A 25384-nucleotide genomic window follows, 5' to 3' on the forward strand; every position below is an offset into this window, starting at 1 on the left:
ATGCCCCTTACTTTTCGTTGTCCTGCGCACGGGCTGCGGCATCAGCCGCGGGCGTACCCGGACGCTTCTTTTGAACCCAGCCCTCGATGTTGCGCTGTTTGCCACCGGAGACTGCGAGTGCTCCCGCAGGAACATCGTCTTTAATTACTGTACCCGCACCGGAGTATGCGCCATCACCGACATTGACCGGAGCGATAAACATTGTGTCAGAACCGGTGCGCACGTGGCTGCCGATGGTGGTGTGATGCTTGTTTACGCCGTCGTAGTTTACAAAGACGGAAGAAGCGCCGATATTGGACTGCTCGCCCACGGTGGCATCGCCGATATAGGTCAGGTGTGGAACCTTGGAGCCGCGGCCAATCTGGGCGTTCTTTGCCTCTACGAAGCCGCCGAGCTTTCCGTCCTCGCCCACCACGGTCTTCGGGCGGATATAGGTAAACGGGCCGACCTTAGCGTTGGTGCCGATGACAGAATCGCTGCCATGGGTGCGCACGACGGAAGCGCCTTCGCCCACCTGCATATTGGTCAGGGTGGTGTCGGGGCCGATTTCGGCGTTATCGGCGATGCTGGTAGCGCCCCACAGCTGCGTGCCTGGGTGAATAATGACATCGGAGCCCACGGTGACGTTGACACCAATCCAGGTGGTTTCCGGATCCACGATGGTGGCGCCACCGCGCATCGCTTTTTCTACCATGCGGCGGTTGAGCTCACGGCCGGCAGCGGCAAGCTGCACGCGGTCATTGACGCCCGCGAGCTCGGCCGGATCTGCTGCTACGTGCGCGCCGACGCCGTGCCCAGCGGTACGGGCGATCTCCAGCACATCGGTGATATATAGCTCGCCTTGGGCGTTATTGGAGTCGAGCTTCTGGAGGGCGTCGGCAAGCACGCGCCCATCAAAGGCGAAAACGCCGGAATTGACCTCATTGACCTGGCGCTGTTCTTCGGTGGCATCTTTTTGCTCCACGATGGCAGACACGCTGCCGTCCTCAGCGCGAATGATGCGGCCGTAACCGGTCGGGTCATCGAGGCGCATCGAGAGCACAGTGACCGCGTTACCCTGCTCGGTGTGGGTGGTGCGCAGGCCTTCGATGGTCTCTGGGGTAAGCAGCGGGACATCGCCGTTGGTGACAATGACGGTGCCCTCGAAGTCCGGAATCGGCTCCAAGCCGCAGGCCACGGCATGACCGGTGCCCAGCTGCTCTTCCTGCACCGCCTGCAGTACCTCGCAGTCCAGCTCCTGGGCGATGGCATCCACGGCGGGGGAGACCTGATCGCGCTGGTGGCCCACCACCGTCACGATGCGCTCCGGGTTGATCCCGGCCGCAGCATGCAGAGCGTGGCCGAGCAAAGTGCGACCGCCAATCTCATGCAAGGTCTTCTGCTTAGTGGACTTCATGCGGGTGCCGGCGCCAGCCGCAAGGACGACGACAGCACACGAGGTTGTTGCTACCACGGGTTATTGAACTCCTGGGGTCGAGTCTGATTCTTATCCGGACTACATCCTATAGCCCAAGTGCGATTTATGTGTGAGAAACCTCTTTCAGGCCGCGGGCGCGCCACACACCGAGGAAACCAATGAGGGCAAGGAAGAGCAGCGCCGCCTCAGGTCCGGCCAGTGCCACCACGGAGGAAATGCCACCGACGATAAGCAAGATAACGCCCATCATCGTATTGGCCGCACCCACATACTGGGTGCGCTTGTCGCCGCCGGCCATATCCACCACGTAGGTCTTACGCGCCACGCGAATAGCCGTGTGCGCCAGGTTCACGGCGAAGAAGCCAATCGGCATGACCCAGGCATTGACCGCATCCGGTGCCCAGTGCGAGCTGGCGACCAAAAGCACCAGCACGACGGAAGCCACGGCCGCGCCCACGGCCATGGTGTTCTTAGAGGACTTATCCGAATACACGCCGGAGATGCGCCCGCCCACCAGGGAGGCTAGGCCGGAAGCTAGCACGAATCCGTAGAGCCCAGAAAGGTTGCTGCTGAGCAGCACAATAAAAGAGGTCGATAGCGCCGAAACGAGCAGCAGCGCGCGGACGATGACGAAGTTACGAAATTGGCCGTCGCTGGTAAAAAGCTGCCAGGTATCTTGCCACCAGCGCTTATCGATGCCCCCTTCGGCTTCCTCTGGCACCGGCTCATCCACGTGCGAAAAGACCCACGCGGCAATGGCCCACGTGGCCGCACCAACGGCGAGGACCGTGCCCATCATGGGAATGCTGAGCTCGCCGAGAAAGTAAAGGATAATGCCGGTCAGCAAAGTGGCACCGCCACCGAGGGCTGCCGCGCTACCGGTCACTCGGCCGCGTGCGCCCTTAGAAATCGTGCGCGCTTGCACGTCCTTGCCCGCAATCGAGCACAGCGCGCGGAAGAGGGACAGCGCCGCCAAGGCCACCAGCACCACCACGCCCAATACCGCCCCGCGGGTAAAAAATGCCGCGAGCGCGATGACCGCGGCGGATACCGCTTGTCCCAGCGAACCGATAATCCACAGGCGCTTGCGGGCCCTATAGGTAGTCACCCACGGGGTCAGCGCCGCCTGCGGGAGCATCGAACCGGACTCGCGGATAGGGGTGAGCAGACCGGTAAAGAAGGCAGGCACTCCGGCCGCACTAAAGAGCGCAGGCAGCACCGTCTTGGCAGCAACAATCTGATCGCCCAAATTTTGCAGACCATTGGACCAGATGAAATACCGGGCGTTGGATTTAGACATGAGAAATGCGATCTTTCAGAGAAACGAGTTGGTTAAATAAGAGCCATGCTGACACGCCGGAGAGTAAAAGACGGCCGCAGTCACGCCGAAATTCTACCCGCGCGGCAGGAGGCCTAAGAATCATGCACGATGTCGATCCCCTCATCAATTCGCTCTACCAAGCCTTCGATCTTCTCGGCGTAGTTTTGAACGGCATCATTGGCGGCACCCTTGCCCGCCGCCGCGAATTCGACATCGTGGGCTTCGTGTTCCTCGCCCTCTTTTCTGGGCTGGCCGGTGGCATGATCCGTGACATGCTCATCGGGGATGGAGCAGCGGCAGCGATCTCAGACCCGTGGTACCTCGGCCTGGCTTGCGGCGGTGCTCTCATAGCGTTTCTTATCGATCTCAAGGGCAAGGCGTGGGAGCTATTCCGCGAACACGGCGATGCCATCATTCTCGGCGTGTGGTCCACCACCGGCTGCGTTAAAGCGCTCACCCACGGCATGCCACTTATTCCCTGTGTCTTTCTGGGCGTGCTGACAGCAGTGGGCGGGGGAATGGTCCGCGATATTGCCTCCGGGGAAATCCCTTCCATCTTTGGCGGCAGCCCCCTGTATGCCGTGCCCTCTATCCTCACCGGCATCGTCATGGTTACCTTTGCCGGTTACGGACAGTTTGCACTCGGCATGGTGGTCGCGCCGATCGTCGGCAGTGGCATGGCCATCGTGTCCTATTGGCGCGGCTGGGTCCTGCCCCGCGCCGGTGTAGCCCCCGTCAACTACACGGCCGTCCAAGTGGCGGCTATTGCGAAGAAAGCCGAGCTCAAAGGCTTTCGCCGCGGTAGGAAGAAAAACTAAAAGCTTCCCCAGGACTCGAACCTTGTTAAATGCTCTGCTCAGCTCGGCAAACCTCCTCATCTGACGATATTTTGACGACATAAAACAAAATAACTCGCACCCGCGGCCATAAAGATCGTTGTGAGAAAAAGACTTTGAATTGAGGTAAAATTGAGTCATAATCGATGCTTCACGAGAAACGAGGTGACATGTCCAGTGACAATCCGAATCAACCGAACGACCAACCCGATCCTCATCGGGATGGCGAGCATCCTCGATCTGCGGGGACTGAAAACAGTCAAAGCGACATACAGGATGTCACCGGCAACTCGCTCGACGAACTTCTCAACAGCGGCATTCCGAACGGGCAGGGAGTTTCAGACCGCACTCTCATCCAAGCGCTAATACCGCTTATCCACCAAGAATTCCGGCAATACTACCCAGACCCCGAAGTTGCTGAACAGTTGCGGGAAAGAGCTCCCGAAGTCTATGACGCATGGCTCGAGACTACAAAGTCCTCTATTGGCACGGACAATTATGTCCGTAGGCAAACAGTCGACAATTCCTACGAATTGGCTTCCCGCGGACAGATCCTAGGAATTATTTCAGTCGTCGCTGTCCTATTGCTAGCGGGCTGGTGCGCATACCTAGATAAGCCGTGGCTGGCTGGGTTCCTTGTCGCGATTGATGTCGTCGCTTTAGCTGCTGTGTTTGCACCTAGTAAAGAAAAATCATCTTCAGATAAGGAATCAGCGTAGAGACGAAACGTTGGATGATGGTTTAGAACTGGAATCAGAAAACCATCGTTCAACGCTGTGCCACCACATCCAAACCATCATCAAACAGATCACTGTAGGTATCGAGGGGCATAGTCGCCGACGCATGACCCATCTGAGTCTCCACCGCTTTCACGTTCGCCCCCCGCATTCACCAGCAATTCCGACGCCACATGCCGCAAACCATGTGGCGTCACCCGCTCTATAGACGCATCCTTAGCCTGCGCCCGCTTCAACGCACCATCAAACCAAGAACTAAAACAGTCCAACTTTTGGGGGCCAGATCAGATAAGCACGCTGCGCTCAAAGACGCGATCTGGGAAAGCTTCGAGCGTAACAAGCATCGCTATGGCTACCGACGAGTGCTACTTGACCTGCGCAACCAGGGGTGGGTGGTCAACCACAAGCTCGTCTACAAACTCATGCGCGAGATGGGGCTTCGAGCCAAGATCCGCCAACGCAGGCCATATGTTTCCTATAACGGGACGATCAGCCACATTGCCGACAACACACTTGACCGCAAGTTCACTCCAGATAAGCCAAATACCGTCTTTGTCAGCGACGTCACCGAGTTCAGGGTCGCAGGCTGCAAGGTCTACCTATCACCGGTGATGGATTTGTTCGACCGTTCAATCGTTGCCCATACCGTGGCTACATCGCCGTCGACAGCGTTTACCGCCGATTCTTTAACTAAGACGATTAAAACGTGTGCGCCTGAGCCTGGGTGGATGATGCATACCGATCAAGGTTTCCAGTACCAGCATTCGTCCTGGCGCAACTTGATTCATGACAACGGTGGTGTTCAGTCGATGTCGCGTAAAGCCAACTGTTACGACAACGCGGTCATGGAGAATTTCTTCGGGCACTTAAAAACCGAGATGTACCACGGAGAAGTCTTCGACACCGTCGCAGAGTTCAACCAGGCGATCGACGAGTACATCCAGTGGTACAACACCGAACGCATCCAACAACGACTCAAGGGTCTGACCCCGATGCAATATCGAAATCAGACCCTTGAAGCCCTAACCGCCTAGAATTAAACCAGTCCAACTTTCGGGGGCCAGTTCAGCGCGGGGTGGGGGTCTTTTTGTCGTTTTAGGGGGCTTAAACGGCCATGCAATTCCACGACATACGGGGCAGGAAACCACCGGAAACCACGGCATAGCCGAAAACGTAGAAACCCCCTCCCAGCAGCATAAACACAGGTAGAAGAGGGTAACCTAACAGCTTCCCCACCAGGACTCGAACCTAGAATGACGGTACCAAAAACCGTAGTGTTGCCGATTACACCATGGGGAAACACAGCAAAAGCTGTAGGCATAGCGTACCTGACGCCCCCGGGTAAATCACAAATTGCGGGGCAAAGGATAGGGTAGAGGGCATGGCTCGACAAAGGATGACCGGCCGGGAACGCCGCGAACAACTCATTTCCATCGGACGCGCCGCATTCGCGGAACTAGGCTTTGAAGGAACCAGCGTCGAAGAGATCGCGGCACGCGCCGGGGTATCCAAACCCGTAGTCTATGAGCACTTCGGGGGCAAGGAAGGCCTCTACGCGGTGGTCGTTGACCGCGAGATGCTGGCCCTGGAAAAGGTCATTACTGATTCCTTGGAGACCGGCAGCTGGCGCGAGCGCATCGAGCAGGCCGTCATGGCCATTTTGACCTATGTTGAGGAAGAAACTGATGGCTTTCTCATCCTGGTGCGCGATGCCAAGCCCGGTGACGAGCGCAGCTTCTCCACGCTGTTGAATTCCGCGGTGGGCCAGGTTTCCTATATTCTGCGGGAAGCATTTGAGCACCGTGGCATCGACCCAGATTTGGCGGATATTTACGGCCAAGCGCTGGTGGGGATGGTATCGACCACCGCGCAATGGTGGCTGGATGAGCGCAATCCGGATAAGGAAGTCGTCGCCACGCATATTGTCAATCTATGCTGGAATGGTTTGTCCGGTATGGAAGTAAAGCCCAAGCTAGGAGGCAAATAAATGGCGACCCCAATGCTGGCCGGCCTGCTCAAGGTAGCGGCCTCGGATCCCAAGCTCAAGGGCATGATTTCTCATGTGGGCGAAGACCTCCACATCACGGGCTTGGATCAGTCCCGGCCATGGGCCCTGGGCACCTTGGCCCATCACGCCCCAGTGCTCGTGGTGACCGCCACGAGCCGCGAGGCTGAGGACCTTACGGCGGAGCTTACGGCGATGCTGGGGGAGAAGGTGGCCATGTTCCCCGCCTGGGAGACCCTGCCGCACGAGCGACTGAGCCCCGGTGTAGACATCATCGGCCGCCGCGCTGAAGTTCTGCACAATCTCGATAGCCTGCAGGTCATCGTCACCGCCGCCCGCGGCCTGTCCCAGCCCATCCTGCAGGAGGTGGAGGGCCGCGCTCCCGTCCACCTCGAAGAAGATCATGAATATGACTTTGATGAGGTAGTCCGCGAGCTCGGGTTCCGCGCCTATAAGCACGTAGACATGGTGGCTAAGCGCGGCGAGTATGCTACGCGCGGCGGCATCATCGATATTTTCCCCACCACGCTGGATTATCCGGTCCGCGTGGAGTTTTGGGGCGATGAGATTACCGATATCCGCCAATTCTCCGTGGCTGACCAGCGCACCATTCCGGAAATCGAGGTGGGCCGCGTAGACATTTTCCCGGCCCGCGAGCTGCCTATTACGGACGCCATTGCCAAGCGTGCGGCCGATCTCGCCGTTAAGCACCCCGGCAATCCCGCCTTGGTGGAGCTGCTGACCAAGGTAAGCGAGCACATCCCGGCCGAAGGCATGGAGGCGCTCCTGCCCGCGCTTTCTGACGCCCCCATGATCACCCTCCCCGAATTCCTGCGCCCCACCACCCACGTGGTGATGGTCGGCCCGGAAAAGATTCGCCGCCGCGTGGCAGATCTAGAAAAGACCGATGCGGAATTCCTCGCTGCCGGTTGGGAGGCCGCGGCCATGGGTGCCGATGGCCCGCTGGCTACCGAAGGGCTCGATACCGAGGCATCCAGCTATCGCTCCTATGAGTCGCTCGAGGTCTCCATCAGCGAGTCCAGCCTGCCTTTGTGGACTTTCTCCCCACCGGGAATGCTCGCCGCCCCGGAAGAGGAGACCCTCCCGCTCGAATTCGAGCCAGGGCCCACCCCGCGCGGCAATATCGAAGAAATCGATGCCATGATGGCCCAACTCCTCGCGCACACCAATGCCGGCGGCCGGGCAGCCTTCATCGCGCCGGCGCAAGGTGCCATCAAGCGTATGGTGGATCGCTTTGCAGAAAAAGGCATCCGCACCAAGGTGGCCACCCCTGGCTGGGAGCCCACCGCCGGTGAAGTCACCCTCTACCAAGCACTAAGCCACGCCGGCCTGGTATTTCCCAAGGTGAAAAAGCCCAAGGATGCCGAGGCCCTCCCACTGGTCGTTGTAACCGAGACGGATCTGACCGGTAACCGCGTAGGCGATATCGCCGAAGCGAAGCGCCGGCCCGCCAAACGCCGCAATAAGGTTGACCCGCTTGCCCTCAAGCAGGGCGATTTTGTGGTGCACGAGACCCACGGTATCGGCAAGTTCCTCAAGATGGCCGAGCGCACCATCCAGTCCGGCGATGAAACCAGCCGCCGCGAATACATCGTGCTCGAGTACGCGCCCTCCAAGCGTGGTCAGCCCGCCGATCAGCTCTGGGTTCCCATGGACTCGCTGGATCTGCTCAGCAAGTACACCGGTGGCGAATCGCCCCACCTGTCCAAGATGGGCGGTTCCGACTGGAAGAACACCAAGAAGAAGGCGCGCGCCGCCGTACGCGAAATCGCCGGCGAGCTGGTCGAGCTCTACGCCAAGCGCCAGGCCGCGCCGGGGCACCAGTTCTCCCCGGATAATCCGTGGCAGGCGGAGATGGAGGATAATTTCCCCTTCGTCGAAACCGAAGACCAGATGCTGGCTATCGACGCCGTCAAGCACGATATGGAGTCCACGGTGCCGATGGACCGCGTCGTCGTCGGCGATGTGGGCTACGGCAAGACCGAGGTGGCCATCCGCGCCGCCTTCAAGGCCGTGCAAGACGGCATGCAGGTAGCGGTCCTCGTGCCCACCACGCTGCTAGCGCAGCAGCACTTTGATACCTTCAGCGAGCGCATGACCGGCTTCCCCGTCAAGATTGAGGTGCTTTCGCGCTTTACCTCGAAGAAGGAAGCGAAAGACATCTTCAAGGGGCTGGCCGATGGCAGCGTCGATATAGTCGTCGGCACCCACCGCCTCCTCCAGACCGGCGTGCACTGGAAGAACCTCGGCCTCATCGTCGTGGACGAGGAGCAGCGCTTCGGCGTGGAGCACAAGGAACACATCAAGGCGCTCAAGGCCAGCGTGGATGTGCTTACCATGTCCGCGACACCTATTCCGCGCACCTTGGAGATGTCCATGGCTGGCATCCGCGAGATGTCGACCATCCTGACCCCACCGGAAGACCGCCACCCGGTGCTAACCTATGTCGGCGCTTACGAGGACAAGCAGGTAGCCGCGGCCATCCGCCGCGAGCTGCTGCGCGATGGTCAGACCTTCTTCATCCACAACAAAGTCTCTGATATCGAAAAGAAGGCCCGCGAGCTGCGCGACCTGGTACCGGAGGCCCGCGTCGTCGTCGCGCATGGCCAGATGAACGAGGAGGTGCTCGAGCAGACCGTCCAGGGTTTCTGGGATCGTGAGTACGACGTATTGGTGTGTACCACCATCGTGGAAACCGGCCTGGATATCGCTAACGCGAATACCCTCATTGTGGAAAACGCCCACCATATGGGCCTGTCCCAGCTGCACCAGCTGCGCGGGCGCGTGGGCCGCTCCCGCGAGCGCGGCTATGCCTACTTCCTGTACCCCAAGGGGGCCACGCTCACGGAAACCTCCTATGACCGCCTGGCCACTATCGCTCAAAACAACGACCTTGGTGCCGGCATGGCCGTAGCCATGAAGGACTTGGAGATGCGCGGTGCCGGTAACGTGCTCGGTGCCCAACAGTCCGGCCACATTGCCGGTGTGGGCTTCGATCTCTACGTGCGGCTCGTTGGCGAGGCGGTCGAGACCTTCAAATCGCTCGCCCGCGGCGAGGCCCCCACCGTTACCGATGAGGGCCCGAAGGAAATCCGCATCGATCTCCCCGTGGACGCGCATATTCCGGAAGGCTATATCGACTCCGAGCGCCTGCGCCTGGAGGTCTACCGCAAGCTTGCGGCTTCGCAGAATGACGATGATCTCAAAGCCGTCATCGAGGAAATGGAAGACCGCTTCGGCCCACTGCCGCAAGAGGTGTTGCGCCTGCTTTCCGTTGCCCGCCTGCGCCATCAAGCACGCCGCGCCGGCATTTCCGATATCACCGTGCAGGGCACCCGCGTCAAGTTCCACCCGGTGGAGCTGCCGGATTCCAAGCAGGTGCGTCTCAAGCGCCTATATCCGGGCTCCAGCTTCCGCGCGGCGGCGAAGGCAATCAACGTGCCGTTCCCCAAGGCGGGGCGCAATGTCACCTCCCCGAAGCTGCGCGATACCGAGCTCATTCAGTGGGCGGCGGACTTCCTAAGCGCGCTTTTCGACGTCGACCCCATCAACGTCAGCGGCGCCCAGCCCACCTCGAACGTGGTCAGCGTAGGGGAGTAGCTAGAGGGTGAGCCAGCCGGTGCTCAAGCCCCAAATGGCGGTGGCGGCACCGGCAAAGACAATGGCCACCACGCACCACTCGAAGGTGTTGAAGATGCGTTCCTTCTTCCACAACCGGGTACCGACATACGGGATGAGGCCTGGAACCACGGCCAAAGCGCCGAGCAGGACGTAGACGAGGTCGGCCGCATAAATCAGCCACAGGGAATAGATAAACGCGAGCAAAGAAATGACCAAGTGCTTGCGGTTATCCTTGCGGCCTACCTCTGGTCCGGAAAGATCGAACTTGATACCCGCCTGCGGGTGAGACAGCCCCTTGCCCCGCAGCGCCAAGAGCAGCAGGTACAGGGAAGAGAAGATATAGGGCAGCAAGTACATGATGGTTGCCAGCTGCACCATGGCGTTATAGGACGCCTCGTTGAGGTAAAAGACGATGATGAATAGCTGAATCGCCATCGTGGAAATCAGCTGCGCTACCCACGGCGCACCCGCCACATTGATGGTTCCGATGCGGCGGGGAATGAGGCCGTCGATGGCCATCATCACGATGGGCTCGGCACACAACATCTGCCAGGAGACATAGGCACCCAAAACCGACAAGCACAGTCCAATAGACACCAGCGCGCCGCCCCAGGGGCCGATGACCTCGGTGAGCACGGAGGCCATGGAATTATCTGGCAATGCGGCTAGTTCTTCTTTGGTCATCACGCCAAAGCTCAAGGTAGACACGGAAACCAGCAGTGCCAGCACGGCGAAAAAACCGATGACGGTCGCGCGGCCGACGTCGGTGCGCTTAGAAGCCTGCTTGGAATAAACGGATGCTCCCTCCACGCCGATGAAGACCCACACGGTAAAGAGCATGATTCCCTGGACCTGCTCGAAAACGCTGGCCTCAGACGCGCGTCCCCAGAAATCCAAGGTGAATTTATCCCAGCTGAACCCGAGGAACGCAATGAGCACCACAAAGGCCAGGATGGGCACAATCTTGGCAATTGTGGTGATGAGGTTCATGAACGCGGCCTGCTTAATGCCGCGGGCAAGTACCGCAAAAATGCCCCAGGATAGGAGGGAGACGGCGATGGCGGAGGTCCAGTAATGGTCGGCGTCGAAAAGCGGCAGGTAATGGCCCAAGGTATTGAAAAAGAGGGTGGCATAACCCACCTGCGCCATAACGGAGCCCAGCCAGTAGCCCCAGCCGGAGGTAAAACCAATAAAATCGCCGAGGCCGGCCCGCACGTAGGAATAAACGCCAGAATCAAGGTGCGGCTTGCGGCGGGCCAGAATTTGAAAAACAAACGCCACAGACAGCATGCCGATGCCCGCTACCAGCCAGCCAATGAGCATCGCGCCTGGGCCGGCAACGGAGGCAATGTTTTGGGGCAGCGAGAAAATACCCGCGCCCACGGTGGAACCGATAATCAGCGCGACGAGGGTCCACAACGTCACGGAGTGGGATCTATTCTGGCTGGAGGTCATTGGCCTAAAATACCTTGAATAGCCCCATAATGGGAACTCGGGCTAGACTTTGTGCACATGACTGTGCTGTTGCTCGATGAACGCTGGCCCACCATGATCCCCATGCAGGCATACGGGAAGCTGCGTGGCCCCGTCCACTTCACGGGTGAGGTACCCGTGTCCGTACGGTGGAATTTTTCCGATCTGCTGGTAGGCGAGGACGCCACCGGCACCTTGGTAAGCACCGACGAACACGATCCGGAAACTCGCGCCCGCCTTGCTAGCGGCGAGCCTGTCATTCGCGCCGAATCCCTCGCAGATCCCATCATGCAAGCGCGCCAGACCATGGCCACGGCGCGGCGCATTGGGGAGTGGGAGCGCGAGCAAACCCATACCTCACTCTTGCCTTATCTCGAGGAGGAGTCCGCCGAATTCGCCGCGGCCGTGCGCAATCGCGAGCCGGAAAGCGAGATGCTCAAGGAATTGGGCGATATCTTCCTCCAAGTACTTTTCCATGCGGAAATCTCCACCTTTTCGCTTGACGACGTCGCCCAGAGCTTCCTCACCAAAATGCGCGCCCGCGCCCCATACCTATTTGATGGCACCACGGAGATTGTCGACGTTGACACGCAAGAGAGGCTGTGGCGCGAAGGCAAGGGAATGTAGGATGGCTTCTCATGAAGAGGCTGCTGCAGATATTCGGGGGCTGCGGGGTGGCCGTAGCCGTGATAATCGCGCTGGTGGCATGGCTGTTGACGGGGCACGGCACTTCACAGGAGCCCGTACCGGAGAACATTCCGCCCGTTGAGGGCAAAGAGGTCGCGCATATTGACGTCAACGCCCCCGGCCGCACCGCGGATAAGCTTACCTACTGGGCCTCTGACCTAGCTGAGCAGACGGGCATCCCACCGGCCGCCCTGCGCGCTTATGGCAACGCCGAACTCATAGCTCAGCAAAAATGGCCGAATTGCCATCTGCGGTGGAATACCCTTGCCGGCCTGGGCTACGTGGAGACCCGCCACGGCACCTACAACGGCAATTGGTTTAAGCCCTCCAAGCTTGACGACGCCGGCTACCCCCAGCCACCCATCAACGGCATCGCCCTCGATGGCCTGAACAATACGGCGCACACCCCAGATACCGATAACGGCGAAATCGATGGGGATTCCGAATATGACCGCGCCGTCGGCCCGATGCAATTTATCCCGACCACGTGGGAATCGGTGGGCGCTGATGCCAACGGCGATGGGAAGGCGGACCCCAACCAAATCGACGACGCCGCAGTTGGCGCCGCCGGACTTTTATGTTTTGGTGATAGAGATCTCTCTAACCCAGAACAGTGGGAGGAAGCAGTCCTAAATTACAATCAGTCCAGCGAGTATTTGCATAAAGTTGCACACGCCGCCAATGCCTACTCGGTTCCGCAAAGCGCAAAGTAGTGTCACACAGTAAAGTTTTCTGCAACAATTGACAACGTAGCTGGGCCGGCTGGTCCAGAGCGAACTTTTTTATGAGGAGTGAAAAACAGCATGGCTGACATCATCCACACTTTCGCCCGCGAAATTCTTGATTCCCGTGGTAACCCAACCGTCGAGGCCGAGGTCTTCCTTGATGACGGCGCCCGCGGTGTTGCCGGCGTTCCTTCCGGTGCTTCTACCGGTGTGCACGAGGCTCACGAGCTGCGCGACGGTGGCGAGCGCTACCAGGGTAAGGGTGTTCTGAAGGCTGTTGAGAACATCAACGAGAAGATTGCCGACGAAATTGCTGGCTTCGAAGCCGACGACCAGCGCCTCATTGACCAGGCACTGATTAAGCTGGACGGTACCGATAACAAGTCTGAGCTCGGCGCTAACGCTATCTTGGGCGTTTCCATCGCCGCAGCCAAGGCCGCTGCAGAGTCCGCTGCACTGCCTCTGTACCGCTACATCGGCGGCCCGAATGCACACGTACTGCCGGTGCCAATGATGAACATCCTCAACGGCGGCGCACACGCTGACTCCGGCGTGGACGTCCAGGAATTCATGATCGCTCCGATTGGTGCGGAGTCCTTCGCCGAGGCTCTGCGTATGGGCGCCGAGGTCTACCACGCACTGAAGGCAGTGCTAAAGGACAAGGGCCTGTCCACCGGTCTGGGCGACGAGGGCGGCTTCGCTCCTTCCGTTGACTCCGCCAAGGCTGCTCTTGACGTCATCGTGGACGCCATCAAGAAGGCCGGCTTCGAGCCCGGCAAGGACGTAGCCCTGGCACTCGACGTTGCTTCCTCCGAGTTCTTCAAGGACGGCAAGTATCACTTCGAGGGTGGCGAGCACACCGCTGAAGAAATGTCCAAGGTCTACGAGGACCTCATCGACCAGTACCCGATCGTCTCCATCGAGGATCCGCTGCAGGAAGACGACTGGGATGGCTACACCGCCCTGACCGCCGCGATTGGCGAAAAGGTGCAGATCGTCGGCGATGACTTCTTCGTCACCAACCCTGCTCGTCTGCAGGAGGGCATTGAAAAGAAGGCTGCCAACGCCCTGCTGGTTAAGGTCAACCAGATCGGTACCCTGACCGAGACCTTCGACGCAGTCGAGCTGGCTCACCGCAACGGCTACCGCACCATGATGTCCCACCGCTCCGGCGAGACCGAGGACACCACCATTGCGGACCTGGCTGTTGCTCTGAACTGCGGCCAGATCAAGACCGGCGCACCGGCACGTTCCGAGCGTGTAGCTAAGTACAACCAGCTGCTGCGTATCGAGCAGGAGCTTGGCGACGGCGCAGTTTACGCCGGCCGCTCCGCTTTCCCGCGCTTTAAGGCTTAATCGCCTCCTTTCGTAGCGCCCTCGCATTGCCGCGGGGGCGCTTTCGCATGTCTAGGTATTGCTGCCAGGTTTGCTTCCAATTCACGGTTCGCGGCGCTAAAGGCCCTTGGGCACGGTCAATTTCGAAGGTGCCGTCCGAAAAGAGCCACGCAACGTCTCCAGTGATGGGATCCATGATGTAGCGTGCCCTACCATCGGTCTTCACGTTGTGGTGGTGTTGACAGAGAGTGACAAGATTATCGACGCTCGTCGGTCCGCCGTCGGCATACTCCACTCGATGATCAAGCTGGCAGTAATGTGCAGGCATGGAACACCCTGGCCAACGGCACGTGGCATCGCGACCGTGGACCCATGTCCTGATTTGTTCGGTGGGAACGTAGGAGGAAGTTTCTTCTGGGCACAACTCGCGAGTCATCGAGTAATTGCTTAAATGCTCCGTAAGAACGCACCATCCCGCCGAAGGTATGTATACCCGAGAAGCATCGTCACCCGCTGCATAGGTGTTTATAACTACTTTTGTCTGGGTGCGATTAAAAATCAGCGCTTCCAAAGCCTCTGGCTTGGTGATGTTCTTCTTTCGCGCTGCTTTATCGATGTGTCGTGAAATAGTACTGGCGGTTGCTTTATCCGTTTTCAGGGTGATGGTGGCTTGGCCTTTGGAATAAGAAATGGAAACGGATCGCTCGATTTCCTTCTCAATTTCTGGCTTGAGAATTCCGTCGATGTAGTCGCGCAAGAATCTACGGATTTCAGATTCCGTGGGGACATGTTGGGCAGGTTCCTTTGGGGTGAGGAAGTCTGCAAGGGCGGCATCGACTAGTTGGATGCCCTCGGCGTCGTCGCCAAGCGGGGCAAGCTCGGCATCAATAACGTGCAGCCGCGGGAGGTCAAGAATCCAATGTTCGGTCTGTACCGCCGTGGTTAACGGCAACTCACGCATGCGCAGGTGAGAGCGCAGAGCGGATAAGACGCGCCAGTAGCTCAAGCCCACCCGCTTAGCTAAAGCAGTGGTAGTGCATTCGACATCGTTTTCTAATCGCGGAAGCACGGATTGGTATAGCTGCCAGGATTGAATGCGTTGGAGCATGCCCAAAACGCAAACCGTATCGTCGAGGTTATTGGTAGAAAAATAGGCGTTCTTTGGTGGTGCGTCGCCGGCTGTCACGGAAAGTTCCCCCTCTGGAATAAATCGCACACCCAATCGAATTTCTGCCCCTAGTATAAGCCGCCTTTCCGGCGTGCGCAAGGGGTAAAACGAAAAAATGTGCGAAATTCCGGGGGTTAGTAACTGAAAACGTTGTCAGCTACTGCTTCGAGTTCCTTATCGTCATATTTGTCACCGCAGGTGGCGAGGGAACCCACGCCAGCCATGTACATGGTAAAAAGCTTGTCTAGGACGGGAGAAGCCGCTGAAATTTCAAGCTTTTCGTAGACGGGAGCGTATTTCCTATCGAACTCCTCAAGGCTAGGGACGAGTTCTTCAAATGCGCTGTCGCCATGGGTTAGCAAATACTTGGCGTCGTCCAGGATTTGCTCATTCTCGCAGGCAACAGATCCAGCCTTCTTCAGCGTCGTAGCATTGACCTCGTAGCTTGTAGGGCCGTCTTCCTCTTCGGAAGCCCCAGCGCCGAACACATCTAGGTAGAAGTCCGGGATCGTGCCGTGTTCCTTTATGTGGTAAATGAAGCCGCTTTTGGTGTTGAGGTCGTGCTTTCTGCTTGTGGTGGTGGGGGTTTCGCTGCTGGTAGGGCTTTCGCTAGTGGGGGATTCCGCTTTGGTGGCTGCTTCTTCTTTGTGGTCGGTCGAGCTGCACCCGGTAAGTAGGGTGCCTACGGCGGCTAGGAGGAGGAGACGCTTGAGGGGCATAGCTATTCCTTAAGTAGGGAATCTGGTTCGAAGCTCTAGCTGGAATGGATGGACTCAGCGACTTTTTCCAGTTCTTCATCGCTGAATTCATCGCCGCAAGCCATCACGGCACCGAGTGAGGTCATCGCTGCAGCCATGATCTTGTCATTGTCTGGTGCGTCATCGGGGATGTTCAGTGCCTCAAAAACATCACTGTATTTATCATCAGAGCCGCTGACTGATGACATAACAGCTTCCCCAAATTTGTCGGTGTTTCCTCGGAAATATTCCTTTGAAATGTCGAGCAACTCGTTATTCTTGCAGGTAGCTTCGCCGGCTTTCTTCACGGAATCTGCGTTGGTTTCAAAGGTCTCGGGCTGATCGTCGCCCTCGAGCTGGTCAGCATCGTGGTTGATGTAATCATCCGGCAGGGTTTTGTACTCCTTGAGATAGTCGGCCATGCCGTCTTTGGTGTTCAGGTCGTAGCCGTCACCGTAGACGGGGTATTCGCCGTCTTGGGCGGAAGGGCTGCAGCTGGCAAGGAATAGGGTTGCGGTGAGAACGGGGAGGAGGCGCTTGAGGGACATGAAACTTCCTTCCTGGGAGGGAGAATTTCTTTTAGTGTATCCAAATTGCGCGTGCCACGTCCCTGTTACAGGAGTGACGGCGCTAGGATTAGAGGCCTATGGCACGCGAAAAGAAGAGGCAGCGAAACCGGAGCCGCACTAGGGTTCCGGTGGCGTCGCGTGCTGCGGATATCCGCAAAGCTCAGCGTGCACAACTGAAGCAGAAACAGAAGCCGGACCGGATGAGTATTGCCGGAGTAGGCGTAATCGTAGCTATAGTGCTCGTTGTTTTGTTTGCTATCGCCATTCCGCTGCGCAATTACTACCACGGCCGATCCGAAATTGCCCGCCTCAATGAGTCAATCGCCGCCAAACAGGATGAGAAAGCTGCTTTGCTGGAGAAGATTGATAAATATAAGTCCGATGAGTACATCAAGCAGGAGGCGCGGCGCCGATTCGGGGTCGTCGATGAGGGCGAGACCGCCTATCGCATCATTGACCCGCAGATTAAGCCAGATCACCAGCTCACTACAGATGGTCAGAAGGAAGAAGATTCCCGCGAATGGTACGAAGTTCTGTGGGATTCTGTAGCCGAGCCGCCTGAGGAAGAAGCTCCGTCCGAGCAGGTAAATCATCTTCCGATTGAGCCGGCGCCGGAAGAGAATCCAGATGTGCGATAATTGTCCGCATGACCGTCACTGATGCAGATATCGCTGTAGTAACTGAGCAATTGGGCCGCACTCCACGCGGGGTCCTAGAGGTTTCTTATCGCACGCCGGATGGGCAGCCCGCGGTAATTAAGACGGCGCCCAAGCTTGCCGACGGCACCCCATTCCCCACCCTCTACTACCTCACCGACCCACGGCTTACGGCCGAAGCCTCACGCTTGGAGGTTGCTCACGTTATGAAGTGGATGGAAGCCCGCTTGGGTGAGGACGAGGAATTGGCTGCCGACTATCAGCGTGCCCACGAATACTTTTTGGCCAAGCGCAATGACATCGAAGACCTTGGCACCGATTTCTCCGGTGGCGGCATGCCCGATCGGGTGAAGTGTCTGCATGTGCTTATCGCGTACGCGCTTGCTGAAGGCCCACAGCATTTCCGTTTGGGAACTGAGGCGGTGGCCATGGCCGCCGACCACGGCAAGCTTCGAGGCTCTGCCATCCCGCAGGACTGGCCCAGCGTAGAAGATCTGGGAATTGACTTGGCCCAGTTCGACTTCTCTAACGCAGAATAGGAGGGTTGTTATGACTCGCGTTGCTGCGATTGATTGCGGTACCAATTCGATTCGCTTGCTCATCTCTGAAATTCAGGATGACGGCAAGGTCCGCGATATTACCCGCACCATGGAAATCATCCGCCTGGGTGAGGGGGTGGATGCCACTGGCGAAATCGCCCCTGCGGCTCTAGACCGCGCCCGCGTGGCCTTGGAAGGCTACGTACGCCAGATGAAGTTTGAGAAGGTTACCCGCGTGCGGATGGTTGCTACCTCCGCTACTCGCGATGCCAAGAACCAGCAGGAATTCTTCGACATGACTGCTGAGTTGCTCGGCCAAATTCAGCCTGGCGCACAGGCTGAGGTCGTCTCGGGCGAGGAAGAGGCTCTGTTGTCCTTTAATGGCGCCGTGGCCGATGTAGAGCCAGACCGCGGGCCCTTCTGTGTCATCGACCTGGGCGGCGGTTCGACCGAGTTCGTCGTAGGCACGGCCGATGGTGATATCTTGGGTACCCACTCGGCCCGCATGGGATGCGTCAGGCTAACCGAGCGCATTATGCGTACCGATCCGCCTACCGAGTCGGAGATTGAGATCGCTTCCGAGTACGTCGGCGAGCGCACGGCGGAAGTGGAGAAGATAGTACCTATTTCTAAGGCCCGTACCATCGTCGGTTGCGCAGGCACTTTTACCACTCTTTCTGCATTGGCTCAGGGACTTGAGCGCTACGACGCCGATGCCATTCACGGGTCTGAGCTCCGCTTCGATGCCTTGCGCGTGCTTTTGCAGCAGCTTATTAGCCTGCCTTCCGACGTCCGCGCCCTCAACCCCGTCATTCACCCCGGCCGTGCCGACGTCATCGGCGGTGGGGCGGTAGCCGTCGAAGGCATCATGCAGCTTATCGAGCGCAATTGCGATGCGCGCAGCTTTTTCATTAGTGAAAAGGACATTCTCGACGGCATTATCGCTGGTCTGGCTGCAGAGGGTACCCCTCGTTAACTCCCGCAGGGTGAGGTGTCCTAAAATATTCCTTGCCCTTGCCCCCATAGCCCAATCGGCAGAGGCAGTCGACTTAAAATCGATTCAGTGTGGGTTCGAGTCCCACTGGGGGCACCATGTGGAGTCTCGAGACGTCTTTCTTGGAAGCGTCTCGAGACTTTTTGCGTCAGCATGTCTCCACAGCATGTATGCGGAAGCTACACACAAAACTTCTAGCTAAATGGTAAGAATGTGGAACTTTATGGGGTGGTGTTTCGTTGAATGGGGTGAGATAGCTAATTTGCACCTCTCTTAGAAAGGACAACCGTGCGTTCAAGCAATCCGGTAATGAGTTCTCTGACCGAAAATAGTAGCCACCAAAATCCTGGTTATGCGGACCAATCTACTCGTCCCATGACCGTGGATGACGTAGTGACCAAGACGGGCATTACCCTCGGCGTCATCATTGTCGCTGCAGCCATCAACTTCGCCTTGGGAATGCTAGTAAGCCCAGGTATCGCCATGGCTTTGACTCTGGTCGGTGGCATCGGTGGTTTCATTACCGTGCTCGTTGCCTCTTTTGGCAAGAAGTGGGGTTCTGCTGCAGTCACCCTGATTTATGCCGTATTTGAAGGCCTATTTGTCGGTGGCTTCTCCTTGATGTTCTCCAACGTCAACTTCCAGGGCGAGGGCGGCATGGCCATCATTGGCCAAGCGATTGTCGGCACCATTGGTGTATTCATTGGCATGCTGATTGTGTACAAGACTGGCGCAGTGAAGGTGACTCCGAAGTTCACCAAGATCCTTTTCGGCCTGATTGCTGGCGTTGCTGTCATGGCTCTTGTTAACTTCTTGGGCGCGATTTTCTTTGACTTCAACCCACTGCGTGATGGTGGCCCGATTGCCATTATCTTCTCGCTCGTCTGCATCGTTCTGGGTGCCCTTTCCTTCCTGACCGACTTTGATCAGGCTGACCGCATGATCCGCGCTGGTGCTCCTGCTAAGAACGCTTGGGGCGTAGCTCTTGGCCTCGCTGTGACCCTGGTCTGGCTCTACACTGAGATCCTCCGTCTGCTGAGCTATTTCCAGCGAGACTAACTGACTCTTTTGCATTGGCCCGCACTTCGGTGCGGGCCTTTTTGTTGCCAAAAATCGCTTACAAACGTGTAATTTCTGGGGTAATTCTGGGGGATAAAGTGCGGGTTTAGCCTTCATTTGGTCTACAAAACCACTCCCCGGGGTGGTACAGCTAATGAGCAGGAAATTTCGCCCTTTAGACGTTATGGATGTGACATATGGGGCAAATAATTTTGTTAAATTGCCGTTAACCTTTGCGGTTGCATAGAAAATTCTTGGGGCCTCATGCATGCTGTGTACCGGAACGGGAAATACGAAGTGAAAAGTTCTCTGTTTCACTTTTCCTGTTCCTCTCGTCAGGAAGTGAGTGCGCGAAGGATTGTTGTGAAGCGTCAGGTCACCGTAGCAACGTTGATGGTCAGCAGCACCGTTATGCTGAGCAGTTGCGTTGCGGACATCGGTACGAGGAGCGCGTCAGAGGAAACCACCAAGGTGGACGAGGCTGGCGGCATTAGTTCGACCGACGGTGCAGGGGGAACCAACGGGGACCCGGGGGATGACGCAGAAGGCAATCAGGGGGAATCGGCACACACTAATGGCGGGAAGAATGCGGACGGCGCCGGCCAACCGGGGGAGGCCGGCGCCACGGGGTCGGGAGACACTTCCGGCGTCCTACCGCCACTGGGGGAATTCGATCCGGCAGACCCGAGCTTCCAGCTTTTTGATCCGTGTACGGAGATTCCGTACGACAGATTAGAAGCTTCTGGTATACATCCTGAGCCTATTTCGGTTCATCGGGAGTCAGGATGGAGTTTTTGCGGATTTCGTGGCTCTGAGGCGAGGTATGGAGAAGCCTCTATCACTTTGGCGTCAAAGAATTTGGGGCTCGACCAAGAAACAATCAGATTTACTGGTGAACCAATATTGACAGGCGAGAATCTACCACTCGTAGCTTATTCGGAAGATGGTCCTTTGGGCCGATATTGTTCGGCATTTCTAGAGACTAAAGGTGGAACAGTGAAAGTTAGCTTTTCCAATCTTCAAGAAGGGACTGTAGAGACTTCCTGCGGAAATGCCGAGCAAATTTTTGAAGACCTTACAATGTAATTAAAAATCGGGGGAGTAATGAAACTGAGTAGTCAGAATCTTGAGCTGAATTCTATGGCAATTAATGAGTTTCAATCAAGAATTAGTGAAGTAGGAGCGGGGATAAATTCTCCACTTAATGCAGGATTTTCTTCAGTTAATGGAATTGATCATGTAGGCGCGGTTCACCAGAGGGTTCTTGAGACTGACCCCGGATCTGCGTGTGAATCGATCAAGAATTTTTCAGAGCAATTGGAATGGTTGTACGACAGTCTCGGGCGGGAGGCTCGAGGTTTTCAGTCGCAGGAGGACGCGAATAGTCGGGGAATGGAGATCGCGGATGCGGGTGGGGACATCGGTATTGAGTCGATGCCGATTATGAACCAGCCTGAGCCGGGGTACAGCCCATTTGGGTTTTCCATGCCGGTGGTGAATGTCGGAACGGACATTGTGAAGCTGGCTACGGACCTGATGTCGACGCAGATTTGGAATGTGTCTGAGGCGAATGCACGGTGGAGCTCGTTGGCGTCGGAAGTCGACGATATCGTTAGCGGGCTGCAGGAAGCAGCCGGGTCTTTGGAAGGCGAGAACGACAGTGAGGCAACGTCGAGGGCGGCGGCAAAGATTAGGGAAGTGGCGGCGTCGGGAAGCCACTTTGTAGCAAATGCCAAGGTCATGGGGGAGAAGCTGACCGGATTCCACGCCAAGCTGATGGGCATGCAGCCTACTGCAATGGCCATGGCGATGGAAGTGATGGCCATCCCGGAACCGGTTGAGCGCGAGATTGCGGAAAAGGCCGCATTGGCCGCATTGCAGCCTGACCTGCAGCGCTTCGCGGTTGAGGCAATGCCGTACCAGCACGCTTTGATGGAACAATCGCCGGCGTCGGGAGGCGGCGGTGTCGACGCGGGCCTCGCTGGCGTTGACGGTGATGGGCAGCGCTACACCACCGATGCCGTGGTATGGCCAAAGAAGATTGCGGAAGCGATAGCGCGAGGAGATTTGGGGCCGGGGAACTTCGACGTCGTCAATGGCAATGTGGACGGGCTAGAAGCAGTGGGGATGAGCCCACAAGAAATTAATGATTTTCACCAGCAGATGCATACTAGCGGCAGGAATGCGCTGGAAAAGCTGGGCCTGGGAGACCACGTAGCCATCGGCGGAAATGAAGTATCCACCCAAGGTGCATCCATGCCGGGCGTAACTGCGCCGAATGGGGCGATGGGGCAGGTTCCTAGTGGTACAGCGCATCCGGTTGCCACAGGCGCAAATGCAGGCGCGCTTAATAACAGTGGTGCGATGGCGCCGACAGCTACAGGGCAATCCGCCAATACTGGGATGGCGCCGATGATGGCAGCTGGAAGGCCTGCGGATGCGGGCCGCGGCGTACTCGGCGGTCAGTCGCCACGAGGCGGAATTGGATCCGCTGCAGGAAATGTAAGTGGCGGCGCCGATATTGCGCGTGCCGGAAGAGGAGCGCAGTCGGGCCTGCACCTAGGACGAGGAGCTGGAGCGCCCTACGCCGGTGTCGGTTCAGGCGTGCGCGCTGGCCATAGCAATGCACTCGGCGGTGGTTCAGGCGTGCGCGCTGGTCTTGGCAATGCACTCGGCGGTGGTTCAGGCGTGCGCGCTGGTCTTGGCAGCGGTGCAGGAAACGGTGCTGGTGCGGGCATGCGGCCTGGCGTGGGTGGCGGCCTTGTTTCGGGAACAGGTGGCGGCGAAGGCGCCGCGGCAGCACGCGGTGGCAATGCGGGCCGCTCAACCGGAGGGGCACGAGCCTATGGTCCAATGATGGGGATGCGCGGAGGCAAAGACAGTGAGAAAAAGCGCGTAAAGTCCGTCACCACGCAGGTGGAACGGGATCCAAATAAGCGCGACCTCCTGGGGGAGCCGCCTGCTGTCGTACCCGGTGTCATCGGGGATTGGGTTCGGGAAGTGGACCCAGAAAAATAGCATGAAAAAGGGCCGAGGAAATCCCTCGGCCCTTCAAGCCCTTATTACTGCTGTGGCAGTTCGGTGGCGGTACCGTTCAAGTGCGGCTGTGCCGGCTCCTCTGGAACACCGGACTCGACTACAGGTGCTTCCTCTTCAACAACGGTCTCGGGTGCGGAAGAGCTGGTCTCAGCATCCTTCTGCATCGGGGCCTCACCGGTGAAGGTGGAGGCATTTTCTACCTTGGAATCAGAATCCTGCTGGTTCGGTGGGTGGCAAGCAGCGAGGGAGAGGCCAACGGTGAAGACCAGGCCAGCGGCGGCGAAACGGGAGAACTTCTTCATGGGGATGTGCTCTTTCTCCAGAGTAGTAAGTGGTTAAAAGTTTAGGACTCGCGTGGAGCAGCGGCCTTAGCAGAATCATACGGCGCTGCGGATTCGATGGTGACCGAAATGGTCTTGCCATTCGGAGCGGTGTACTCGCGGGTCTCGCCCTCTTGTGCGCCAAGGATGGCAGCGCCCAGCGGGGACTGCTCGGAATAGGTTTCCAGGTCCTTGTTATCGGAAGCAGCGGCGCGGGTACCGATGAGGAAGGTCTCCTTATCGTCTTTGTCACCGTTGTAGTAAACGTGAACTACGGAACCGGTGTGGGCGACGCCCTCCTGAACAGCACCGCGCTCGGTGGTGGCGTTCGCAAGAACCTCAGAAATCTGCTTGATGCGGGCCTCTTCCTGGTCCTGCATCTCACGTGCGGCGTCGTAACCGGCGTTCTCTTTGAGGTCGCCTTCCTCACGGCGCTCGTTGATTTCAGCCGCGACTACTGGGCGGTGGTCGATGAGCTCCTGCAGCTCGGCCTCGAGCTTCGCCTTGGTTTCCGGGGTGATGTACTGCTTTTGCTGCTCAGCCATTCTGCAACCTTCCGTAGATAGGAATTGTGGTCAAAGCCCCTGTTAATCCCTGGGGCTGTAGGTAAAAGTGGAACCGGGCATATGCCCAGTTCTAGGCGCTACAAATCCTAGCACACGCGGCTAGCGGCTTTCCGCGTAGTCAGGATTATCCATATCCAAGTATTCGGGGATGTTGCCGGAACAACCATAGGCCCCGCCGGCTACGGCACGAGCGTTGGTCGGGACGTCGACAGCGATGCGCTGGGTTTCGTTTCCGCCCGCGGGAACAGGGAATTCGCGGCGGCCTACTTCGGACTTGGAGTAGTCAAAGGCCTGGACAATGCAATAAGCATCTTCATCGGTGTGATTGCGGGTGACATCGACCCAAACGCGGGTGGAATCATCGCTCAAAACCTCCTGGGTCACGATGGACACCTGTGCGTTCACGCGTTCCTTTTCTTGGAAGTACCGGAATCCGAAGAAAATAAGCGCGATAAAAATGGCGACAAAGATGAGCACCAGCGCCTTATTAGTCCAGCTACCAGAGTTCTTTTCGGAGGAGCCGCGGGAGCCGTAGCGGGCGACTGAGCGAGAGTTTCCGGCGGAAGTCATAGCTTCCACTCTAGCCGAGGACCACTGTTTTCCAATTATCTACTAGGATAATCATCTGTTCAAAGAACCTAGATTAATAAGGGGATGGATTTTCAGTGAGCGATTTTCGCCTACTAGCTATCCACGCGCACCCAGACGATGAATCATCCAAGGGTGCTGCAACCACCGCGCGCTATGCCGCAGAAGGCAATGAGGTTTTGGTGCTAACTTGTACCGGCGGCGAGCGCGGCGATGTGATTAACCCCGCCATGAATCGCCCGGGAATCAAGGAAAAGATGGGCGAGGTGCGCCGGGAAGAAATGGCTAATGCTGCGCGGGCGCTGGGCGTGCAACATCGCTGGCTGGGGCACGTCGATTCCGGATTGCCGGACCCGGTTGAAGGCAAGACTATGGAGGAATTGCTGCCGGAGGGCTGTTTCGCGTTGCTGGGGGATGACACCGTCGCGCAGGAATATGTCCAGGTTATCCGTGAATTTCGACCACACGTCATTGTCACCTATGACGAAAATGGCGGTTACCCGCACCCAGACCATTTGATGGTGCACCGGGCTTCCATGATCGCGTGGGAGAAGGCGGGCGATGCCGAGTATCACCCAGAGCTGGGTAAACCGTGGGCGCCGCTGAAGCTTTACTATTCGCACGGTTTCGTCTACCAGCGCATGAAGATGTTCCATGATCTGCTGCTAGAAGAGGGTAAAACCAGCCCTTATGGGCCGATGCTGGCGCGCTGGGACACCACTTTTGGAGATATCATGGCGCGTGTAACCACCCAGGTGGAATGCGCGGATTACTTCAGCAATCGCGAGGAGGCCTTGCGGGCGCACGCTACGCAGATCGATCCGGCGGGTGCCTTCTTGGCGACGTCGGTGGAGGTACAGCAGCGCCTTTGGCCCACCGAGGAGTTCGAGCTGGCGAAGACTCGCGTTTCTACCTCCCTGCCAGAAAATGACCTCTTCGCCGGCATCGAAGAGGAAGAGGAGGCTTAAGAT

Annotated in this window: 23 protein-coding genes, 1 tRNA gene and 1 pseudogene; 16 read left to right on the forward strand and 9 right to left on the reverse strand. The window is 57.8% G+C overall.

The genetic code is table 11. The features are described 5' to 3' along the window. Nucleotides 1-7: 7 nt before the first annotated feature. On the reverse strand, nucleotides 8-1453 hold the full coding sequence (gene glmU, locus RAE09_RS05115; protein WP_316981125.1) for a bifunctional UDP-N-acetylglucosamine diphosphorylase/glucosamine-1-phosphate N-acetyltransferase GlmU: 1446 nt from the start codon (nucleotides 1451-1453) through the stop codon (nucleotides 8-10). Between the two features lie 67 nt (nucleotides 1454-1520). Further along, complete coding sequence (locus RAE09_RS05120; protein WP_005323653.1) at nucleotides 1521-2717, reverse strand: MFS transporter; 1197 nt, start codon at nucleotides 2715-2717, stop codon at nucleotides 1521-1523. 122 nt (nucleotides 2718-2839) lie between these two features. Here RAE09_RS05120 and RAE09_RS05125 point away from each other — a divergent pair, with 122 nt between their 5' ends. From RAE09_RS05125 to mfd, 5 genes and pseudogenes are all read left to right on the forward strand, one after another. Beyond that, complete coding sequence (locus RAE09_RS05125) at nucleotides 2840-3556, forward strand: trimeric intracellular cation channel family protein (RefSeq protein WP_200436282.1); 717 nt, start codon at nucleotides 2840-2842, stop codon at nucleotides 3554-3556. A 188-nt stretch (nucleotides 3557-3744) separates the two neighbouring features. After that, nucleotides 3745-4293 (forward strand): hypothetical protein, encoded by a 549-nt coding sequence (locus tag RAE09_RS05130; protein WP_157749122.1) that lies wholly within the window; start codon nucleotides 3745-3747, stop codon nucleotides 4291-4293. Between the two features lie 305 nt (nucleotides 4294-4598). Continuing rightward, nucleotides 4599-5345 (forward strand): annotated as a pseudogene (locus RAE09_RS05135) (IS3 family transposase); the annotation flags it as partial. A gap of 347 nt (nucleotides 5346-5692) precedes the next feature. Further along, a complete protein-coding gene (locus RAE09_RS05140; protein WP_040425065.1) occupies nucleotides 5693-6298 on the forward strand; it encodes a TetR/AcrR family transcriptional regulator in 606 nt (201 codons plus the stop codon). After that, the gene (gene mfd / locus RAE09_RS05145) at nucleotides 6299-9937 is read left to right on the forward strand and encodes a transcription-repair coupling factor (RefSeq protein WP_200436283.1); all 3639 of its coding nucleotides are present in this window, start codon (nucleotides 6299-6301) and stop codon (nucleotides 9935-9937) included. Here the strand turns inward: mfd and RAE09_RS05150 are convergent, their stop codons facing one another. Beyond that, nucleotides 9938-11413, reverse strand: coding sequence for an amino acid permease (locus tag RAE09_RS05150; protein ID WP_316981126.1), 1476 nt, complete (start codon nucleotides 11411-11413; stop codon nucleotides 9938-9940). A gap of 57 nt (nucleotides 11414-11470) precedes the next feature. Here RAE09_RS05150 and RAE09_RS05155 point away from each other — a divergent pair, with 57 nt between their 5' ends. From RAE09_RS05155 to eno, 3 genes are all read left to right on the forward strand, one after another. Next, nucleotides 11471-12058: a MazG nucleotide pyrophosphohydrolase domain-containing protein gene (locus RAE09_RS05155; RefSeq protein WP_316981127.1), complete on the forward strand. Its 588-nt coding sequence runs from the start codon at nucleotides 11471-11473 to the stop codon at nucleotides 12056-12058. Nucleotides 12059-12069: 11 nt separating this feature from the next. Beyond that, nucleotides 12070-12831, forward strand: coding sequence for a lytic transglycosylase domain-containing protein (locus RAE09_RS05160; protein WP_316981128.1), 762 nt, complete (start codon nucleotides 12070-12072; stop codon nucleotides 12829-12831). Between the two features lie 90 nt (nucleotides 12832-12921). After that, entirely contained in the window at nucleotides 12922-14199 is a 1278-nt protein-coding gene (gene eno / locus RAE09_RS05165; protein WP_316981129.1) for a phosphopyruvate hydratase, read from the forward strand. On the opposite strand, the gene RAE09_RS05170 is transcribed toward eno, so the two are convergent. From RAE09_RS05170 to RAE09_RS05180, 3 genes are all read right to left on the reverse strand, one after another. Continuing rightward, nucleotides 14189-15364, reverse strand: a complete 1176-nt coding sequence (locus tag RAE09_RS05170) for an HNH endonuclease signature motif containing protein (RefSeq protein ID WP_316981130.1) — start codon at nucleotides 15362-15364, stop codon at nucleotides 14189-14191. The two genes, eno and RAE09_RS05170, sit on opposite strands and share 11 nt — an antisense overlap. A 116-nt stretch (nucleotides 15365-15480) precedes the next feature. Further along, nucleotides 15481-16065, reverse strand: coding sequence for a hypothetical protein (locus tag RAE09_RS05175; RefSeq protein ID WP_005323638.1), 585 nt, complete (start codon nucleotides 16063-16065; stop codon nucleotides 15481-15483). A gap of 35 nt (nucleotides 16066-16100) precedes the next feature. Further along, complete coding sequence (locus RAE09_RS05180; RefSeq protein WP_005323635.1) at nucleotides 16101-16631, reverse strand: hypothetical protein; 531 nt, start codon at nucleotides 16629-16631, stop codon at nucleotides 16101-16103. A gap of 221 nt (nucleotides 16632-16852) precedes the next feature. On the opposite strand from RAE09_RS05180, the gene RAE09_RS05185 reads away from it, so the two are divergent. From RAE09_RS05185 to RAE09_RS05210, 7 genes are all read left to right on the forward strand, one after another. After that, entirely contained in the window at nucleotides 16853-17290 is a 438-nt protein-coding gene (locus RAE09_RS05185) for a septum formation initiator family protein (RefSeq protein WP_316981131.1), read from the forward strand. An 8-nt stretch (nucleotides 17291-17298) separates the two neighbouring features. Continuing rightward, nucleotides 17299-17847 (forward strand): DUF501 domain-containing protein, encoded by a 549-nt coding sequence (locus RAE09_RS05190; protein ID WP_198492793.1) that lies wholly within the window; start codon nucleotides 17299-17301, stop codon nucleotides 17845-17847. A 10-nt stretch (nucleotides 17848-17857) separates the two neighbouring features. Continuing rightward, nucleotides 17858-18823, forward strand: a complete 966-nt coding sequence (locus RAE09_RS05195) for a Ppx/GppA phosphatase family protein (RefSeq protein ID WP_049379137.1) — start codon at nucleotides 17858-17860, stop codon at nucleotides 18821-18823. Nucleotides 18824-18863: 40 nt separating this feature from the next. Further along, nucleotides 18864-18940, forward strand: a tRNA-Leu gene (locus RAE09_RS05200). Nucleotides 18941-19129: 189 nt separating this feature from the next. Further along, complete coding sequence (locus RAE09_RS05205; RefSeq protein WP_316981132.1) at nucleotides 19130-19900, forward strand: Bax inhibitor-1/YccA family membrane protein; 771 nt, start codon at nucleotides 19130-19132, stop codon at nucleotides 19898-19900. A 471-nt stretch (nucleotides 19901-20371) separates the two neighbouring features. Next, nucleotides 20372-20986 (forward strand): DUF3558 family protein, encoded by a 615-nt coding sequence (locus RAE09_RS11920; protein WP_394371999.1) that lies wholly within the window; start codon nucleotides 20372-20374, stop codon nucleotides 20984-20986. A 306-nt stretch (nucleotides 20987-21292) separates the two neighbouring features. Then, the gene (locus RAE09_RS05210; RefSeq protein ID WP_316981133.1) at nucleotides 21293-22918 is read left to right on the forward strand and encodes a hypothetical protein; all 1626 of its coding nucleotides are present in this window, start codon (nucleotides 21293-21295) and stop codon (nucleotides 22916-22918) included. 44 nt (nucleotides 22919-22962) lie between these two features. Here RAE09_RS05210 and RAE09_RS05215 read toward each other — a convergent pair whose 3' ends face one another. The 3 genes from RAE09_RS05215 to RAE09_RS05225 form a co-directional block, all read right to left on the reverse strand. After that, nucleotides 22963-23241 (reverse strand): thiamine biosynthesis protein X, encoded by a 279-nt coding sequence (locus RAE09_RS05215; protein ID WP_316981134.1) that lies wholly within the window; start codon nucleotides 23239-23241, stop codon nucleotides 22963-22965. Between the two features lie 41 nt (nucleotides 23242-23282). Further along, a complete protein-coding gene (gene greA / locus RAE09_RS05220; RefSeq protein ID WP_005323614.1) occupies nucleotides 23283-23804 on the reverse strand; it encodes a transcription elongation factor GreA in 522 nt (173 codons plus the stop codon). A gap of 120 nt (nucleotides 23805-23924) precedes the next feature. After that, a complete protein-coding gene (locus RAE09_RS05225) occupies nucleotides 23925-24395 on the reverse strand; it encodes a DUF4307 domain-containing protein (RefSeq protein WP_316981135.1) in 471 nt (156 codons plus the stop codon). 95 nt (nucleotides 24396-24490) lie between these two features. On the opposite strand from RAE09_RS05225, the gene mca reads away from it, so the two are divergent. Next, nucleotides 24491-25381, forward strand: coding sequence for a mycothiol conjugate amidase Mca (gene mca, locus RAE09_RS05230; protein WP_316981136.1), 891 nt, complete (start codon nucleotides 24491-24493; stop codon nucleotides 25379-25381). Nucleotides 25382-25384 lie beyond the last annotated feature (3 nt).

The sequence above is a fragment of the Corynebacterium tuberculostearicum genome (assembly GCF_032821615.1).
Taxonomy (GTDB): Bacteria; Actinomycetota; Actinomycetes; order Mycobacteriales; family Mycobacteriaceae; genus Corynebacterium; species Corynebacterium tuberculostearicum_H.